15 protein-coding genes are annotated in these 17,077 nt (G+C 67.4%); 13 read left to right on the top strand and 2 right to left on the bottom strand.

All coding sequences use genetic code 11. The features are described from left to right. The first annotated feature begins 6 nt into the window (after positions 1-6). From pyrR to NIBR502772_RS14365, 13 genes are all read left to right on the top strand, one after another. A complete protein-coding gene (gene pyrR / locus NIBR502772_RS14425; protein ID WP_056340241.1) occupies positions 7-594 on the top strand; it encodes a bifunctional pyr operon transcriptional regulator/uracil phosphoribosyltransferase PyrR in 588 nt (195 codons plus the stop codon). Beyond that, the gene (locus NIBR502772_RS14420; protein ID WP_141140723.1) at positions 591-1,610 is read left to right on the top strand and encodes an aspartate carbamoyltransferase catalytic subunit; all 1,020 of its coding nucleotides are present in this window, start codon (positions 591-593) and stop codon (positions 1,608-1,610) included. Before pyrR ends, NIBR502772_RS14420 begins: the two co-directional genes overlap by 4 nt. Beyond that, positions 1,610-2,956, top strand: coding sequence for a dihydroorotase (locus NIBR502772_RS14415; protein ID WP_141140722.1), 1,347 nt, complete (start codon positions 1,610-1,612; stop codon positions 2,954-2,956). Before NIBR502772_RS14420 ends, NIBR502772_RS14415 begins: the two co-directional genes overlap by 1 nt. Next, positions 2,956-3,486, top strand: a complete 531-nt coding sequence (locus NIBR502772_RS14410) for a hypothetical protein (RefSeq protein ID WP_141140721.1) — start codon at positions 2,956-2,958, stop codon at positions 3,484-3,486. The genes NIBR502772_RS14415 and NIBR502772_RS14410 overlap by 1 nt, the downstream gene beginning before the upstream one ends. 103 nt (positions 3,487-3,589) lie before the next feature. Further along, positions 3,590-4,738, top strand: a complete 1,149-nt coding sequence (carA, locus tag NIBR502772_RS14405; protein ID WP_246848807.1) for a glutamine-hydrolyzing carbamoyl-phosphate synthase small subunit — start codon at positions 3,590-3,592, stop codon at positions 4,736-4,738. Next, positions 4,738-8,082, top strand: a complete 3,345-nt coding sequence (gene carB / locus NIBR502772_RS14400) for a carbamoyl-phosphate synthase large subunit (protein WP_141140720.1) — start codon at positions 4,738-4,740, stop codon at positions 8,080-8,082. The genes carA and carB overlap by 1 nt, the downstream gene beginning before the upstream one ends. Continuing rightward, entirely contained in the window at positions 8,075-8,944 is an 870-nt protein-coding gene (pyrF, locus tag NIBR502772_RS14395; protein ID WP_141140719.1) for an orotidine-5'-phosphate decarboxylase, read from the top strand. Before carB ends, pyrF begins: the two co-directional genes overlap by 8 nt. A 109-nt stretch (positions 8,945-9,053) precedes the next feature. Further along, the gene (mihF, locus tag NIBR502772_RS14390; protein ID WP_168223552.1) at positions 9,054-9,371 is read left to right on the top strand and encodes an integration host factor, actinobacterial type; all 318 of its coding nucleotides are present in this window, start codon (positions 9,054-9,056) and stop codon (positions 9,369-9,371) included. Positions 9,372-9,419: 48 nt separating this feature from the next. After that, the gene (gene gmk, locus NIBR502772_RS14385; protein ID WP_141140718.1) at positions 9,420-9,992 is read left to right on the top strand and encodes a guanylate kinase; all 573 of its coding nucleotides are present in this window, start codon (positions 9,420-9,422) and stop codon (positions 9,990-9,992) included. Between the two features lie 39 nt (positions 9,993-10,031). Next, positions 10,032-10,292, top strand: a complete 261-nt coding sequence (rpoZ, locus tag NIBR502772_RS14380; RefSeq protein WP_056340218.1) for a DNA-directed RNA polymerase subunit omega — start codon at positions 10,032-10,034, stop codon at positions 10,290-10,292. Positions 10,293-10,321: 29 nt separating this feature from the next. Further along, on the top strand, positions 10,322-11,572 hold the full coding sequence (coaBC, locus tag NIBR502772_RS14375) for a bifunctional phosphopantothenoylcysteine decarboxylase/phosphopantothenate--cysteine ligase CoaBC (RefSeq protein WP_141140717.1): 1,251 nt from the start codon (positions 10,322-10,324) through the stop codon (positions 11,570-11,572). A 78-nt stretch (positions 11,573-11,650) separates the two neighbouring features. Then, positions 11,651-12,886, top strand: a complete 1,236-nt coding sequence (metK, locus tag NIBR502772_RS14370) for a methionine adenosyltransferase (protein WP_141140716.1) — start codon at positions 11,651-11,653, stop codon at positions 12,884-12,886. Positions 12,887-12,897: 11 nt separating this feature from the next. Beyond that, positions 12,898-15,051 carry a primosomal protein N' gene (locus NIBR502772_RS14365; protein WP_141140715.1) on the top strand — a complete coding sequence of 718 codons (2,154 nt, stop codon included), beginning with the start codon at positions 12,898-12,900 and terminating at the stop codon, positions 15,049-15,051. A gap of 22 nt (positions 15,052-15,073) precedes the next feature. On the opposite strand, the gene NIBR502772_RS14360 is transcribed toward NIBR502772_RS14365, so the two are convergent. Then, entirely contained in the window at positions 15,074-16,150 is a 1,077-nt protein-coding gene (locus NIBR502772_RS14360; protein ID WP_141140714.1) for a glycosyltransferase family 1 protein, read from the bottom strand. Then, positions 16,147-17,076 (bottom strand): alpha/beta fold hydrolase, encoded by a 930-nt coding sequence (locus NIBR502772_RS14355; RefSeq protein WP_141140713.1) that lies wholly within the window; start codon positions 17,074-17,076, stop codon positions 16,147-16,149. The genes NIBR502772_RS14360 and NIBR502772_RS14355 overlap by 4 nt, the downstream gene beginning before the upstream one ends. Between the last annotated feature and the right edge of the window lies 1 nt (position 17,077).

Genomic DNA, 17,077 nt, shown 5'->3' with positions numbered 1-17,077 from the left:
GAGAGTTTGACTTCTGTCACAAACGCACCGGTTCCAGCCAGGGTTGTCCTCAACCAGGCGGACATTGACCGTGCACTCACTCGAATCGCCCACGAGATCCTTGAGGCCAACAAAGGGTCCAAGGACCTGGTCCTGCTGGGCATCCCGCGCCGCGGCTATCCGCTGGCCGTCCGCCTGGCACACAAGATTGCGGCCGCGGACCCCACCGTGGACGCCACCGCCATTGTCGGGCAGCTGGACGTCACCATGTTCCGCGATGACCTTTCCCACCAGCCCACCAGGCCGCCGTACCCCACACAGCTCCCGCGCACGGGAATCGATAACAAGGTTGTGGTGCTCATCGATGATGTCCTGTACTCCGGCCGCACTATCCGTGCTGCCCTTGACGCCATCATCGACCTCGGCCGTCCCCGGATCGTCCGGCTCGCTGTGCTGATCGACCGCGGCCACCGTGAGCTGCCCATCCGCGCCGACCACGTGGGCAAGAACCTGCCCACCTCATCCGCCGAGAAGGTCCGGGTCCGCCTGGAGGAAACCGACACCGCAGCCGACGGTTCCGTAGTCAACGAAGTGGTTATCGAGGGCGGCGCGTGAAACACCTCCTCTCCACTGAAGACCTCAGCCTGGCCAACGCCATCCGCATCCTGGACACCGCCGAGGAAATGGCTGCCGTCGGGGACCGCGAAGTCAAAAAGCTCCCGGCCCTCCGCGGCCGCACCGTGGTGAACCTCTTCTTCGAAGACTCAACCCGCACGCGGATCTCCTTCGAAGCGGCCGCCAAGAGGCTGTCCGCCGATGTCATCAACTTCGCCGCGAAGGGCTCCTCCGTCTCCAAGGGCGAATCCCTCAAGGACACGGCCCAGACGCTGGCAGCCATGGGCGCGGACGCCGTCGTGATCCGCCACTGGGCCTCGGGCGCGCCGCACCGGCTCGCCGCGACGGACTGGATCGACGCCGCCGTCATCAACGCCGGTGACGGCACCCACGAACACCCCACGCAGGCCCTCCTGGACGCCTTCACCATGCGCCGGCACTGGTCAAAGCTGGCCGGCTCCGCCTCGACCGGCGCAGACCTCACAGGCATGCGCGTAGCCATCGCCGGGGACGTCCTGCACTCCCGCGTTGCCCGCTCCAACGTCTGGCTGCTCCGCACGCTCGGCGCCGAAGTCACCCTCGTGGCGCCACCCACCCTGCTGCCCATCGGCGTCGAACACTGGCCTTGCAAGGTCAGCTACGACATGGATGACACCCTGGCGCAGGGTGTGGACGCCGTGATGATGCTGCGCGTGCAGGGCGAGCGGATGAACGCCTCGTTCTTCCCCTCCACCCGCGAATACTCGCGCCGCTGGGGCTTCGATGACAACCGGCTCCGGGCCCTGGACAGCCTGGGACTGAAGGACACCATCATCATGCATCCCGGCCCCATGAACCGTGGCCTGGAGATTTCTTCCGCCGCCGCCGACTCGCCCCGCTCCACCGTGCTTGCACAGGTGCGCAACGGCGTCTCGGTCCGGATGGCCACCCTCTATCTGCTGCTCTCCGGGGACACCCGCGAACCAGCCGCCACAGCGGGCGCGGCCCGCAACCATTCCACCAAGGAGAGCAACTGATGGCAGAGAACAACGGAACCTACCTGATCCGCGGTGCATCGATCCTGGGCGCCGGGGCCGAGGACCTGCTCATCAGTGACGGCGTCATCGCCGCCCGGGGCGCAGCCGCTGCCACCCATCCAGACGCGGACGGCGCCACGCTCATCAAAGCCGCCGGCCTGGTGGCACTGCCCGGCATGGTGGACGTGCACACGCACCTGCGCGAACCCGGCCGCGAAGATGCCGAAACCGTAGAGACCGGCACCCGCGCCGCCGCCCTGGGGGGCTTCACCGCGGTCCACGCCATGGCCAACAGCAACCCGGTGGCGGATACCGCCGGTGTGGTGGAACAGGTCCACAGCCTGGGCCGCGCGGCCGGCTGGGTGGACGTGCGTCCCGTCGGCGCCGTGACCGTCGGCCTGGCCGGCGAGCAGCTCGCCGAACTCGGCGCCATGGCCGATTCCCGCGCCCAGGTCCGCATGTTCTCCGACGACGGCATCTGCGTCCACGATCCGGTGCTGATGCGCCGCGCCCTGGAGTACGTCAAAGCCTTCGACGGTGTGGTGGCCCAGCACGCGCAGGAACCCCGCCTTACCGCCGGAGCCCAGATGAACGAGGGTGCCGTCTCCGCCGTCCTGGGACTCACCGGCTGGCCGGCGGTGGCCGAGGAGAGCATCATCGCCCGTGACGTCCTGCTGGCGCAGCACGTGGACTCCCGCCTGCACGTTTGCCACGTCTCCACCGCCGGATCCGTGGAGATCATCCGCTGGGCCAAGGAACGCGGCATCAACGTCACCGCCGAAGTCACCCCCCACCACCTCCTGCTCACCGACGACCTGGTCCGCAGCTACAACCCGGTGTACAAGGTCAATCCGCCGTTGCGGACGGATGCAGATGTGCAGGCACTGCGCGCAGGCCTGGCTGACGGCACCATCGACGTGGTGGGCACCGACCACGCCCCGCACCCGAGCGAGCACAAGGAATGCGAGTGGGCGCAGGCCGCGATGGGCATGACCGGGCTGGAAACCGCCCTGTCCGTGGTCCAGCACACCATGATCGAAACCGGCCTCATGACCTGGGCCGATTTCGCTCGAGTGACCTCCACCGCCGCGGCGCAGATCGGCCGAATGACGGACCAGGGCCGTCCACTGGACGCTGGCGAACCCGCCAACGTCATCCTGGTTGACCCCGCTGCCCGGTGGACCGTTGACCCTGCCAAGATGGCAACCATGGGCCGCAACTCCCCGTTCGCCGGCTTGGAGCTGCCGGGCAAGGTGGTGGCCACCTTCTACAAGGGCCACCCCACCGTCCTGGACGGCCAGCTCAACACGCCGTACCGGGAACCGTCCGCGGCAGGCGCCTCCTGATGGACACCAAACTACTCACCGGCCTCATCACGGCCGCGCTCATCGCCGTCGTCCTGGTGATGATCTGGGCAGGCTGGCGCAACCGACTCAGGCGGCAGGCCGACGTCGGCCGGTTGCCCGACGTGCCAGAGGCGCCCGGGGTGCCGCTCGCCGGGGCGGACGGCCAGTACGTTGCGTCCACCACCGCCGGAGACTGGCTGGACCGCATCGCGGTACACAGGCTTGGCATCCGGACCAATGCCGTCCTCAGCGTGTACCCGCACGGCGTCCTCTTCGACAGAACCGGTGCCCCGGCGCTCTACATCCCGGCAGGAAGCCTCACCGCCGTCCGGCAGGAAAGCGGAATGGCCGGCAAGTTCGTTGAAAAGGACGGCCTCCTGGTCCTCACCTGGGACCTCGGGACCCACGAACTCGACACGGGCTTCCGGACCCGCCGGGCCGCCGACAAGGACGCCCTCTATGACTCCCTTCAGCAATTGATCGCCGCCGCCCCCCAGGAACATTCCCAGGATCCCCAGAGTGGAAAGTAAGACAGTGACAGAAACAGCGACAGCAAAAGCAGAGGCTGCGGCACCAGCAGCCCTTTCCACCACAGTTACCACCCCGGCGGTATTCGTCCTGGAGGACGGCCGCATGTTCCGCGGCAGCAGCTACGGCGCGCAGGGCACTGCCCTGGGCGAGGCAGTGTTCGCCACCGGCATGACCGGCTACCAGGAAACCATCACCGATCCCTCTTACGCCCGCCAGCTGGTGGTGCAGACCGCGCCGCACATCGGCAACACCGGTGTGAACAGCGAGGACGCCGAGTCCCGCCGCATCTGGGTGGCCGGCTACATCGTCCGCGATGCCGCCCGCCGCCCGTCCAACTGGCGCTCTGAACGCTCCCTGGACGAGGAACTCATCGAGCAGGGGATTGTTGGCATCCAGGGCGTGGACACCCGCGCCATTACCCGCCACCTGCGCGAGCACAAGACCATGCGCGCCGGCATCTTCTCGGGTGAGGCCGCCAAGGCCACGGACAAGGAACTCCTTGACGCGGTCCTGGCCAGCGCCCCGATGGAAGGCGCCCGCCTGGCCGAGGAAGTCAGCGTCAGCGAAGCCTATGTGGTGGACCCCAAGGACCACGGCTGGGACGGCGAACCGCGCTTCAGCATTGCCGCGATCGACCTCGGCATCAAGGCCATGACCCCCATCCGCTTCGCCGAGCGCGGCGTCCGCGTCCATGTCCTGCCGGCAACCTCCACCCTCGAGGACGTCAAGGCCGTCAACCCGGACGGCTTCTTTATGTCCAACGGCCCCGGCGACCCTGCCACGGCAGACGCCCAGGTCAAGCTGCTGCGCTCCGTCCTGGATGAGAAGCTGCCGTACTTCGGCATCTGCTTCGGCAACCAGATCCTGGGACGCGCCCTGGGCTTCGGCACCTACAAGCTCCGCTACGGCCACCGCGGCATCAACCAGCCCGTCCTGGACCGCCGCACCGGCAAGGTGGAGATCACCTCGCAGAACCACGGCTTCGCTGTCGACGCACCGCTCGACGGCGCCACGCAGGCTCCCGAGGCGCGCTACGGCCGCGTTGAGGTCAGCCACATCAGCCTCAACGACGACGTCGTTGAAGGCCTCGCGTGCCTGGACATCCCGGCCTTCTCGGTGCAGTACCACCCGGAAGCCGCAGCCGGCCCGCACGACGCCGCCTACCTGTTCGACCGTTTCATCGACCTGATGGCCGTCACCAAAACCGGCGCCGAGAACACCACCGATTCCAAGACTGAGGACAAGAAGTAATGCCCAAGAGAACTGACCTTAAGAGCGTCCTGGTCATCGGTTCCGGCCCGATCGTGATCGGCCAGGCCGCGGAGTTCGACTACTCCGGTACCCAGGCACTGCGTGTCCTCAAGGAGGAGGGCCTGCGGGTCATCCTGGTGAACTCGAACCCGGCCACCATCATGACGGACCCCGAGTTCGCCGATGCCACCTACATCGAGCCCATCACCCCCGAGGTGGTGGAGAAGATCATCGCCAAGGAGCGCCCGGACGCGATCCTGCCCACCCTCGGCGGGCAGACCGCACTGAACACGGCCATCGCGCTGGACAAGAACGGCGTGCTGGCAAAGTACAACGTGGAGCTCATCGGCGCGAACATCGCGGCCATCGAGCTTGGCGAGGACCGCGAAAAGTTCAAGGGCGTGGTGGAACGCTGCGGCGCCGAATCTGCCCGCAGCCACATCATCCACACCATGGACGAGGCGTTCACCGCCGCCGAGGACCTCGGCTACCCGATGGTGGTCCGGCCCTCCTTCACCATGGGCGGGCTGGGCTCCGGCCTGGCGTACAACGAAAACGACCTGCGCCGCATTGTCGGCCAGGGCCTGCAGTACAGCCCCACCAGCGAGGTGCTCCTCGAAGAGAGCATCCTCGGCTGGAAGGAATACGAGCTCGAAATGATGCGCGACAAAAACGACAACGTCGTGGTGGTCTGCTCCATCGAGAACTTCGACCCCGTGGGCGTCCACACCGGCGACTCCATCACCGTGGCACCGGCGCTGACCCTGACGGACCGCGAATACCAGCGGCTCCGCGACATCTCCATCGCCGTCATCCGTGAGGTGGGCGTGGACACCGGCGGCTGCAACATCCAGTTCGCCATCGAGCCGGACACCGGCCGGGTAGTGGTCATCGAAATGAACCCGCGCGTCTCCCGGTCCTCCGCCCTGGCGTCCAAGGCCACGGGCTTCGCCATCGCCAAGATCGCCACCAAGCTCTCCCTCGGCTACACACTGGACGAGATCCCGAACGACATCACGCAGAAGACCCCGGCGTCGTTCGAACCCACCCTGGACTACGTGGTGGTCAAGGTTCCGCGCTTCGCCTTCGAGAAGTTCCCGGCCGCTGACGACACCCTCACCACCACCATGAAGTCCGTGGGCGAAGCCATGGCCATGGGCCGCAACTTCACCGAGGCCCTGCAGAAGGCCCTGCGCTCCCTGGAGCAGAAGGGCTCGCAGCTGGACTTCAGCTCCGTCCCCGAATGGGAAGTCCCGGAGCTGATCGAGAAGGCCAAGCGGCCCACCACGGAACGCCTGCACCAGGTCCAGCGTGCCCTGCTCGGCGGCGCCACCGTGGAACAGCTGTTCGAAGCCACCAAGATCGACCCCTGGTACCTGGACCAGCTCCAGCTGCTCAACGAGATCTCCCACGAGATCCGCAAGGCCGGAGCCCTGACCGTGGAGATGCTCAAGCGCGCCAAGCGCCACGGCTTCTCGGACGAGCAGATCGGTTCCCTCACGCACAACTCCGAGGCCGTGGTCCGCGGCGTCCGGCAGGCCCTCGGGATCCGCCCGGTCTACAAGACCGTGGACACCTGCGCCGCCGAGTTCGCCGCCTACACCCCGTACCACTACTCGTCCTATGACGAGGAGGACGAGATTGCGCTGCACTCCAAGCCGTCCATCCTGATCCTCGGCTCCGGCCCCAACCGCATCGGCCAGGGCATCGAGTTCGACTACTCCTGCGTCCACGCCTCCATGGCGCTGCGCAAGGCCGGCTACGAGACCGTGATGGTCAACTGCAACCCGGAAACCGTCTCCACGGACTACGACGTCTCCACCCGCCTGTACTTCGAGCCGCTGACCCTGGAGGACGTCCTCGAGGTCATCGCTGCCGAGGAACGCACCGGCGGCGTGATGGGTGTCTTTGTGCAGCTCGGTGGCCAGACCCCGCTGAAGCTGGCACAGCAGCTGGCCGACGCCGGTGTCCCCATCCTGGGCACATCCCCGGAAGCGATCGACCTCGCCGAACACCGCGGCGAGTTCTCCCGCGTGCTCGACAACGCCGGGCTGATTTCCCCGAAGAACGGCACCGCGGTGTCCTTCGACGACGCCAAGAAGATCGCCGACGAGATCGGATACCCCGTCCTGGTCCGTCCGTCCTACGTGCTTGGCGGCCGCGGCATGGAAATCGTCTACGACGAGCCGAACCTCTCCCGGTACATCGCCAACGCCACGGAAATCACGCCGGACCACCCGGTGCTGATCGACCGCTTCCTGGAGGACGCCGTCGAAATCGACGTCGACGCCCTCTTCGACGGCACCGACATGTACCTCGGCGGCATCATGGAACACATCGAGGAGGCCGGCATCCACTCCGGCGACTCCGCGTGTGTCCTGCCTCCCATCACCCTGGGCAACAATGTGATCGAGCGTGTCCGCACGGCAACCCGCGCCATCGCCGAGGGCGTGGGCGTCCGCGGCCTGATCAACATCCAGTTCGCGCTGGCCTCCGACGTTCTCTACGTGCTCGAAGCGAACCCGCGCGCGTCCCGCACCGTGCCGTTCGTCTCCAAGGCCACCGGCGTGCAGATGGCGAAGGCCGCCGCGCTGATCGGCACCGGCGTCACCATCCACCAGCTCCGGACCGCCTACAAGATGCTGCCGGAAACCGGCGACGGCTCCACACTGCCGCTCGACGCCCCGGTATCGGTCAAGGAAGCCGTGCTTCCGTTCAGCCGCTTCCGCACCCCGGAAGGCAAGGTGGTGGACTCGCTGCTCGGCCCGGAAATGCGGTCCACCGGCGAAGTCATGGGCATCGATAAGCACTTCGACACCGCCTTCGCCAAGAGCCAGGCAGCCGCCAACAATGCCCTGCCCACCGAAGGCAAGATCTTCGTCTCCGTGGCCAACCGGGACAAGCGGGCGGTCATCATGGCCGTGAAGCGCCTCTCGGACCTCGGCTTTGAGATCGTCTCCACCGGCGGCACCGCCGACGTCCTGCGCCGCAACGGCATCCAGGCCAGTACGGTCCGTAAGGTCGCCGAGGGCAGCAGTGCCGAAGGCGAGGGCACCATCGCAGACCTCGTCATCGCCGGCGAGATCGACATGGTCTTCAACACCCCCTCCGGCGGCGAGGCCCGCAGCGACGGCTACGCCCTGCGTGCTGCAGCGACCTCCATCGGCATCCCCTGCATCACCACGGTGGCCGAGTTCAACGCGGCGGTGCAGGCCATCGAGGCGATGCGCACCTACGAATGGTCGGTGACCAGCCTGCAGGAGCACGCCGCCGCCCTGGTGGCGTCCCAGGAGGCAGCTGCGGAGAATGCGGCGGCCGAGTCTGCGGTTTCGCAGCATGCCTGAGGCCGCCTCCACATCATCAGGCCCCGCCCGGGAGTCCTTCGGCTCCCGGCTCGGGGCGGCCATGGCGGCCCGCGGGCCGCTGTGCGTGGGCATTGACCCGCACCCGGCACTCCTGAAGGACTGGGGACTGGCCGACGACGCCGCAGGGCTGAGGCGGTTTTCGCTGACGGTCCTGGAGGCCGTCGGTTCGCTCGCTGCCGCGGTGAAGCCGCAGGTGGCGCTCTACGAGCGCCACGGTTCGGCCGGGATGGCAGTCCTTGAGGAAGTGCTGGCCGCGGCAACGCAGGCGCAGGTCCTCACCATTGCTGACGCCAAGCGGGGCGATATCGGCTCCACGATGGCTGCCTACGCGGACGCCTGGCTGCGGGACGGCTCGTCCCTGGCAGCCGACTCCGTGACCCTCAGCCCGTACCTGGGGTTTGAGTCGCTCCGCCCTGCCCTTGACCTGGCGGCGGACTACGGCCGGGGCGTATTTGTCCTGGCGTTGACCTCCAACCCGGAGGGGGCTTCCGTGCAGCATGTGGGCGGAGCAGACTCCGTGGCCCGGCGGATCGTCGAGGCGGCAGCGGCCGAGAACAGCCGTTATGCCGGCGGCCTGGGGTCCGTTGGACTCGTTGTCGGCGCCACTGTGGGGTCAGCGTTGACTGACCTGCACCTGGACCTCCCGGCGGTCCGCGGACCTATCCTGGCCCCGGGACTGGGCGCCCAGGGTGCCACACCGGCAGACCTGCGCCGGACCTTCGGGGCGGCGTACCCGCAGGTCCTGGGGACGTCCAGCCGGGATATCCTGGCTGCCGGTCCAGGGACCCGGGGTCTCCGTGATGCTGCGTTGCGCACGCTGGAGGGCCTCCGCGGCGAATAGCGGCCCGAAGCTGGCATCCATTGATTCACCGCCCACCAAGGGGTAGGTTTCAGGACAAGTCCACTGGCGGTCGCCTTGGACTCAGCCGATGAATCCGGGGGTGTCCTCCATGAGCCTGCGACCCTTATCTCCTTCGGAACGCGCGGCGGCCCTGAACAAGGCGGCCGCCGCGCGGGCCGCCAGGGCGGCCGCCAAAGAGCGCCTCAAAAACGGCAAGACGTCGGCAGCGGACCTTATCGGTGCCGCCGCCGCGGATGACGCCCTGGCCCGGATGCGGGTGGTGGAGCTGTTGGAGGCCCTGCCGGGCATCGGAAAAGTCAGGGCTGCAGCCATTATGGAGCAGTTGGGCATAGCGGCCTCCCGCCGTCTCCGCGGGCTGGGCATTCACCAGCGCCAGGCGCTGGTAGATTTTATAGACGAGAAATAGGGCGTTTCCTAGAGGCGCCCGAACCCAAACTCCGCCGCAAAGGAATACGTGAGCAAGAAACCGGGACTGACAGTCCTCGCAGGTCCGACGGCTGTTGGCAAAGGCACCGTGTCCACCTACATCCGGGATAACTACCCCGAAGTCTGGCTTTCCGTATCGGCCACCACCCGTGCTCCGCGGCCCGGTGAGCAGGATGGCGTCCACTACTTCTTCAAGTCCAAGGAAGAGTTCGAGTCGCTCGTTGCGGCCGGCGAGTTCCTGGAATGGGCCGTAGTCCACGGCCAGAACACCTACGGCACGCTGCGGAGTTCCGTGGACCAGGCCATCGCGGCCGGCAGGTCCGTCCTGCTGGAGATCGATCTGCAGGGTGCGCGCCAGGTCAAGCAGGCCGTTCCTGACGCCCAGTTTGTGTTCCTGGCGCCGCCCAGCTGGGACGAAATGGTCCGCCGACTGGTGGGTCGCGGCACGGAAACCGAGCAGGAGCAGCAGCAGCGGCTGGAAACAGCTAAACTGGAACTTGCCGCTGAACCGGAGTTTAACCACACCGTCATCAATGATGACGTTCGCCGGGCAGCGGACGAGCTTGTTTCACTCATGGGGCTGACCCCGCACCCGCACTAGTAGCCGGTAGCAGCCAGCCCGTTAGAATTTGGAGAATTCGTGTCCACGAACCTTGAAGGCATCATCAACCCGCCGATCGACTCACTGCTTAAGGCAGCTGATTCCAAGTACGGCCTGGTGATCTTCGGTGCCAAGCGTGCACGTCAGATCAACGCTTACTACGCCCAGCTGCACGAGGGCCTGTTCGAGTACGTCGGCCCCCTGGTCGACACCAAGCTGAACGAGAAGTCGCTGTCCATCGCCCTGCGCGAAATCAACGAAGGCAAGCTCGTTTCCACGCCGATCGAAGCCGCAGAGTAAGTTCAGACTGCCCTGTTGACGGAGGTCACGTGCGCATAGTCCTCGGAGTCGGGGGAGGGATTGCGGCCTACAAGGTCGCATCGCTCCTCCGGCTTTTTACTGAAGCCGGCCACAATGTCACGGTGATTCCCACCGAGGCAGCCACCCGCTTTGTGGGTGTCGCCACGTGGGAGGCCCTGTCCGGGAACCCGGTCAGCAACAGCGTCTTCGACGACGTGCACCAGGTCAACCACGTCAGGCTCGGCCATGAGGCCGACCTCATTGTGGTGGCGCCCGCGACGGCCGATCTTTTGGCTCGGGCGGCCACCGGACAAGCCAATGACCTCCTCACCAACACGCTGCTTATGGCCAGCGGCCCGGTACTCTTTGCCCCCGCCATGCACACGGAGATGTGGCAGCACGCCGCCACCCGCGCCAACGTTGAAACGCTGCGGAGCAGGGGCGTGGCCGTCCTGGAACCGGCCAGCGGCCGGCTCACCGGCACCGACTCCGGTCCGGGCCGCCTGCCTGAGCCCGAAGCCATCTTCGACGCCGCCATGGCACTCGCCCAAGGCCAGTCCGATTACCAGCTTCCGCTGGCCGGGCGGACCGTCACAGTCAGTGCAGGCGGAACGCGGGAACCGCTGGACCCCGTCCGTTTCCTGGGCAACCGGTCCTCCGGTAAGCAGGGCGTGGCGCTGGCCGTCGCCGCCCGCAACGCGGGTGCCACGGTCCGCCTCATCGCCGCCCATATGGAGGTCCCGGCGCCGGCAGGGGTGGCCGTCGTGACCGTTGAGACCGCGCTGGAGTTGCGCGAGGCCATGCTGGCAGCCGCGGCGGATTCCGACGTCGTGATCATGGCTGCGGCCGTGGCGGACTTCCGCCCCGCCGAGATCTCCGGCACCAAGATCAAGAAACGTGATGACACCGCGGACCCCGTCATTTCCCTGGTCCGAAACCCGGACATCCTCCACGAACTGGTCGAGGTCCGGGACCACGCTCCCGAAAACCAAGCCAGCCGCCGGAGCCAGCTGATTGTGGGCTTCGCAGCAGAGACCGGTGACGGCCAGGGCGACGTCCTGACCTACGCGGAGGCAAAGCTCAAGCGCAAGGGCTGCGATCTCCTGGTGGTCAATCATGTGGGATCGGACAAGGTTTTTGGCCAGGACAGCAACTCGGTAGTCATCCTTGCCCGCTCCGGCGCCGAACCACAACTGGCCGCCGGTACCAAAACAGAGGTTTCGGCCGCCGTCATCACGCGGGTCGGCTATGAGCTGAACCACGTTTCGCCACGCGCCTGACCGAAAGCCACGCACCGTTTCCTTAGCACGGGGACACACGCCGCCGGACGTCCGATTCCCAACCAGTAAGGTAGTTGAGTGACTTTACCGCTGCACATTCCCCACACCCACGGGGCCACGCCCTCCGCCCTCCGGCTCTTCACGTCCGAGTCGGTCACTGAAGGCCACCCGGACAAGATCTGCGACCAGATCAGTGACGCCATCCTGGATGCACTGCTCGCCGCGGACCCCGAGTCCCGCGTCGCCGTGGAGACCATGGCCACCACCGGCCTGGTCCACGTTGCCGGTGAGGTCACTACCGACGCCTACGTCGAAATCCCGCAGATCGTCCGCGAAACCATCCTCGGCATCGGCTACGACTCCTCGGCCAACGGCTTTGACGGTGCCCGCTGCGGCGTCTCCGTCTCCATCGGACAGCAGTCCAACGACATCGCCGGGGGTGTCTTCAACTCCCTCGAAGCCCGCGAAGGCCGCCAGGAGGACGACTACGACCTCCAGGGCGCCGGCGACCAAGGCCTGATGTTCGGGTACGCGAGCGACGAAACCCCGTCCTACATGCCGGTGCCGATCTGGATCGCGCACCGCCTGTCCGAACGCCTCACCGAGGTGCGCAAGTCCGGCGAACTGTCCTACCTCCGCCCCGACGGCAAGACCCAGGTCACCATCGGCTACGACAAGGACGTCCCGGTTTCCGTCGAAACCGTCGTCATCTCCAGCCAGCACGCCGCAGGCACCAGCCTGGACCGGCTGCGCGCGGACCTCGCCGCCTTTGTTATTAAGCCCGTCTTGGCTGCAGCCAACCTGGACATTTCCCGGGCTGCCAACATCCTGAACCCGGCCGGTGAGTTTGTCATCGGCGGGCCCGTCGGTGACGCCGGCCTGACCGGACGCAAGATCATCGTGGACACCTACGGTGGCATGGCCCGCCACGGCGGCGGCGCCTTCTCGGGCAAGGACCCCTCCAAGGTGGACCGTTCCGCTGCCTACGCCATGCGCTGGGTTGCCAAGAACGTCGTGGCGGCCGGACTGGCAAAGCGCGCCGAGATCCAGATTGCCTACGCCATCGGCCAGGCCCGCCCCGTGGGTACGTACGTCGAGACCTTCGGCACCGAGACAGTGGACCCGGCCAGGATCAGCGCCGCCATCGCGGAGATCTTCGACCTCCGCCCGCGTGCCATCATCGACGCCCTGGACCTCAAGCGTCCCATCTACGCCAAGACCGCCGCGCACGGACACTTCGGCCGTGACGATCCCGACTTCACCTGGGAGCGCCTGGACCGGGTGGAGGACCTGAAGGCCTTCTTCAACGCGTAGGCCAGTCCGCCATGGCCTCTGATGAGTCTGTCCCTCCCGGCGCCGTCCAGTTGTCGCTGCTGCAGGGCTTCCCGGCGAAGGCCAGGCCGTCCGGGCCCCCGCTGGCCGCGCACCTTCCGGTGGCCAGGGTCCTCGTGGAGACGCCGCTGCCGCATCTGGACCGGCCTTTCGACTACAGCGTGCCGGCCGAACTGGACGGGGCCGCACAGGCCGGCGTCCGGGTAAAGGTCAGCTTCAACGGCCAGGACCTGTCCGGGATCATCATTGAACGGACTGAAGAATCCGACGCCGGCCACACCCTGGTGCCCCTGCAGAAGGTGGTCTCTCCCGTCGTCGTCCTGACGCCGGCTGTCCGGGACCTGGTGTCCGCCGTCGCGGCCCGGTATGCGGGCACGGTCAGTGACGTCCTTCGCGTCGCGGTGCCTCCGCGCATGGCGAGGCTCGAGAAGGACTTCCTCTCGGTGCCGGCAGCAGAGCCTGCGTCACCGGAACCGCCGGCCGACGCCGGGGCTTTGACCGGCCAGGACGTCCCTGACGGGATAGAAGCAGACTGGGCCGGTTACCGCAACGGCCCGGCATTTGTCCGCCACCTGAGGGACGGCGGATCCCCACGGGCGGTCTTCAACCCGCTCCAGGGATTCGGCCCGGCAGCTTGGCCGCATCTGCTGGCAACGGCCGTGGCAGCAGTCCGTGCCTCCGGCCGCGGCGCCGTGGTGGTGGTGCCGGACTACCGGGACCTGGACCAGCTGGAAAAGGCGCTCCTGGCGGTGCTGCCCGCCGACGATATCGCCCGGCTGACGTCCGACGACGGCCCCACCCCCCGCTACCGGAACTTCCTGCGCCTCCTTGCCGGGTCCGCGCGCGTAGCCATCGGCACGCGCTCGGCAGCGTTTGCCCCGGTCCGGGATCTGGGCCTGGTTGCCTGCTGGGACGACGGCGACGACCTCCACATCGAACAGCGTGCACCGTACGCCCATGCCCGCGACGTGCTGCTGCTGCGCGCGGACCAGGAAGGCACAGCGTGCCTCATGGCCGGTCATTCCAGGAGCACGGAACTCCAGCGGCTGGTGGAGGCCGGCTGGGCCATGCCCGTTGAGGCCGATCGGGCGTTCGCACGACGGACCGTGCCCCGGGTGCTGAACACTGCGGACAGCTTCGAACAGGAACGCGACCCCCTAGCGCTGGTTGCGCGGCTTCCCGGTGCCGCGTGGCGGGCTGCCAAGGACGGGCTGGAACGTGGGCCCGTCCTGGTGCAGGTGGCCCGCGCCGGCTACGCGCCGTCGCTCGTCTGTGAGACGTGCCGCGAACCCGCCCGCTGCCAGGCCTGCCAGGGTCCCCTTGCCCTGGCCGGAGCCAGCGGCAGCTCCGCGGTCCCGCAGTGCCGCTGGTGCTCCACGCCGGCACCGGAGTGGCAGTGTGCCCATTGCGCGGGGCACAAGCTCCGTAAGGGCGCCACAGGCGTCCTGCGCACAGCCGAAGAGCTGGGCAGGGCATTTCCCGGAAAAACCGTCATTACGTCCTCGGGCGGCAACATCAAGGCCGGCGTTGGCAGCGCCAAGGCCTTGGTGGTGGCCACCGTCGGGGCCGAGCCCGTGGCGGAAGGCGGTTACGCAGCGGCGCTGCTCCTCGACGGCGACTCCCTGCTCCGCCGGGAGAACCTCCGCGCCGGGGAAGACACTGTGCGCCGTTGGTTCAACGCCGCGGCTTTGGTGCGCCCGGCGTCCGACGGCGGACTGGTGGTCATCACCGCGACGGAAAGTGTTGCTGTTGGCGCGCTGCTGCGGTGGGATCCGGCCGGGTACGCCCGGCGCGAGCTGGAACTCCGGATGGAACTCCAGCTGCCGCCGGCGGTCAGGATTGCCTCGGTCACCGGCCCCCGGGCCGCCGTCGTACATTTTTCCGGGACCGTGGAGAAGGAGCTGGCCGCCGCCGGCGTGACGCTGCGGACCGCAGGACCGGCTCCGCTGGTCCTCACCGGTCCAGCGGCCGCCGGGGGAGCCGGAGGTGCCCAGGGGGCCGGGGAGGACGCCCGGACCCTGCTGTTCTTCGCATACGGGCAGGCAGCCACTGTCACCCGGGTGTTACGTGCAACGAAGGCTGCGGCCGCCGCCAAGAGGACCACGGAACCGGTCCAGGTCAGGCTGGACGGCGTGGACGTCCTCTAGCGGCTTCCTCTGCCGGCATCAGTCAGCGGCTGCGCCGCGCCATGATGTCGTGGGCCACGTCCACCAGCTGCTGCGCGGATTCGTCCCAGCTGAACCCCTGCGCACGTGCCACGGAACGCCGGGACACCTGTTGCCAGTGGGCGTCGTCCCGCAGTTTCTGCACGGCCGCGGCGAACTCTGCCGGGGATGCGGGATCAACGTAGGTTGCCGCGTCGCCGCCCACCTCGCGGAAAATCGGGATGTCGCTGGCGATGACCGGCGTGCCGAGGGCCATGGCCTCCACCAGCGGAAGACCGTAGCCTTCGGCGCGGGAGAGGCTCACCAGTGCGGTGGCGCGCTTGAGCAGGACGGCATATTCGTCATCGGTGACCCCGTTGTGGAAGACCACTGTGGCACCCGGCGGCACCATGATCTCCAGCTCGGCCCGGCGCTCGGCGGTGATCCTGCTCAGCAGGTGCAGGGTGAAATCTGGCAGCTCGGACATGCCAGCCACCATTGTTTCAACGTTTTTGTAGGGCATAAACGAGCCCATGTACACCAGCGAATGGTCCGCCCCGGCGGCGGGATCACGCGATTCCTGGGCGGGCTGCGGGGCGTTGCTGATGATCCGCACGGGCCTCTTGGTGAGCCGGTACTTGGCCATCAGCGCTTCCGTGGTCCGGCTGATGGTGGCAACGGTGTCCGCCCGGTTGAGGAGGACGCGCTGCGGCCAGAATGCCTTGTGGTAGAGCCGCCAGAGCACGCGGACGGGCGCCGGCAGGAATCCCGGGGGAGCGGGGTGCTCGTAGTAGATGAGGTCGTGCAGGGTCAGGACCAGGCCGTACTTGCGCCCCCAGCTGCCCATGGTCTGCATGGGGCACACCACAACATCGGCGCCGAGCGGGTTGATCCTGCGGGCCACGAACAGCTCCAGCGGGGACAGCGGACTGTTGATCAGCGTGTACGGAACATCCGGGAGCAGCGCCAGTTGGCGCGTGTCGCTGATAAGCATGGAGACGTCGGCCACCTTTGCCGTGGCGGCGATGAGGCTGGCCCCGTAACGGCTGATGCCGTCGTGATGATCGGTCCGGGTGAATCGTGCATCGATGACTATCTTCACGCGGGGTGGTCCTTAAGGAAGCTGCGGATGAAGCCGGCGGCGGGGCCGGGCGTTTCGTAGTGAATCAGGTGGCCGACGCCGGGAATGACTTTGAGGACGCCGTCGGGGAGGAGCGAGGCGAGACGGTGCTGGTCCGGCAGAGTGGCAATCTCGTCTTTTTCGCCAGCGACCAGGAGCACCGGCAGGCTCAGCTTCCCGGCCACCTCGGCCACATGGCCGCTGACCGAGGCCGTGAACGATTCGAGGAGGCTTTCCCGGTTCGCGAAGGCGCTGAAGTAGGCATGGTGCTGGCCGTGGATGAAGCGGCGCAGGTCTGTGTCGGCCGTCTTGGCCATGGCCTCGCTCATGACCCTGACAATCAGCGGACTGCGCAGCAGTGCCAGTCCCAGCGGGCGGGGGAGCCGGGCCGCCAGCCGGTAGTAGAGGACGGCCAGCTGGGTCATGATGCCCTTGGGGCCTTCCAGGGCAGGCGCGGCGATGGGGTTGATCAGGATCAGCGGTGTGACGGTACCGGGGTGGGTGGCGACAAAATGGGCGGCGACGATCGAGCCGAAGGAGTGCCCCACCAGCACGGTGTCCGGGCCGAGGCCGAGCGCCGCCATAAAGTCGGTGACAAAGGTGCCGTACTGCTCCACCGAATGTTTCCCGGACACGAACGCGGCGGAGCTGCCGAACCCCGGCAGGTCCGGCATGATGATGCGCATTTCCGGCAACTGGTCTGCAACCCGGAGCAGGCCGTGGTGATCGCCGCGGAAACCATGGATGACCAGGATAGTGCGGGTGTCCGGTGTGGCCTGGATCGGTTCGTAAGTCCAGTACGCCACGGTGCTGCCGCCAATCACGATCTCGGCGGCCCGGGTGCGGGCGGCCAGCCCGGCGCTGAAGAAGGAGGGCGCAGGGGGTGGCTGTTGATCGGCGGTTTTCATG

Origin of the sequence: Pseudarthrobacter sp. NIBRBAC000502772, assembly GCF_006517235.1 — a bacterium.
Lineage (GTDB): Bacteria > Actinomycetota > Actinomycetes > Actinomycetales > Micrococcaceae > Arthrobacter.
Note: the sequence above shows the minus strand (reverse complement) of the source record. Positions and strands in the feature narration are given on the sequence as shown.